We start from the raw sequence: 1,139 nt of genomic DNA, 5'->3' as shown, positions 1-1,139 counted from the left end.
TGTAGTGGTCTAATGAAACCGGACACCCTTTTAGGCGAGAATACTCGCCAGATCGAGGTGTCAGATGACCAAACAACGCCGTACCTTTTCCGCAGAATTCAAACGCGAGGCTGCCGACCTCGTGCTCAAGCAAAACTACAGCTTCATCGAAGCCAGTCGCTCACTGAGTGTTGGTGAGTCGGCGCTGCGCCGCTGGGTCGACCAGCTTCAGCAAGAGCGCACCGGCGTCACGCCCCAGAGCAAGGCCCTGACACCAGAGCAGCAAAAAATCCAGGAGTTGGAAGCTCGGATTGCTCGCCTCGAGCGCGAGAAATCAATATTAAAAAAGGCTACCGCGCTCTTGATGTCGGAAGATCTCGAGCGTACGCGCTGATCAATCAGCTAAGCGTCCATGAGCCTGTTGACTGCTTGTGCGAGGCGTTTGAGGTCGCTCGTTCGGGGTACTACGCGCATCGTCTAAGGCGGCGAACACCAGATGTTGAGCGGCTCAGGCTGCGTAGCCGAGTGAGCGAGTTGTTCACCCAGGGCCGAAGTGCTCCCGGCAGTCGAAGCATCACGTTGATGATGCAAGAAGAAGGTGAGCAAATTGGACGGTTTAAGGTACGCAGGCTGATGCGTGAGCTGGAGTTGGTCAGCAAGCAGCCAGGATCACACGCCTATAAAAAGGCGACAGTCGAGCGGCCGGATATCCCAAATATATTGAACCGCGAATTTGTTGTCGAAGCGCCCAACCAGGTCTGGTGCGGCGACATCACCTACATCTGGGCACAGGAGAAATGGCACTACCTTGCGGTTGTCATGGATCTTTACGCTCGCCGAGTGGTGGGCTGGGCGTTATCAGAAAAGCCGGATGCAGACTTGGTGATCAAGGCGTTGGACGTGGCTTACGAGCAGCGTGGCAAGCCGCAAGGCCTGCTATTTCACTCAGACCAGGGATCGCAATATGGCAGCCGCAACTTTCGCCAGCGGCTGTGGCGTTATCGCATGCGTCAGAGTATGAGCCGCCGAGGAAACTGCTGGGATAATGCGCCGATGGAGCGGGTTTTTCGCAGCTTGAAAACAGAGTGGATACCAACCACTGGCTACATGACCGGCCACCAGGCTCAGAGAGACATTAGCCAGTACCTGATGCATCACTA

Annotated in this window: 1 protein-coding gene; it reads left to right on the top strand. The window is 55.8% G+C overall.

The window, feature by feature from the left end; translation table 11 throughout:
* Positions 1-64 precede the first annotated feature (64 nt).
* A protein-coding gene (locus ACW9IN_RS30085) for an IS3 family transposase (RefSeq protein WP_457369239.1) occupies positions 65-1,139 on the top strand; the annotation gives its coding sequence in 2 pieces (ribosomal slippage) (positions 65-320 and positions 320-1,139; 1,076 coding nt annotated over the 2 pieces). This gene is flagged as partial in the annotation.

Source organism: Pseudomonas sp. SDO5271_S396, assembly GCF_054071795.1.
Note: the sequence above shows the minus strand (reverse complement) of the source record. Positions and strands in the feature narration are given on the sequence as shown.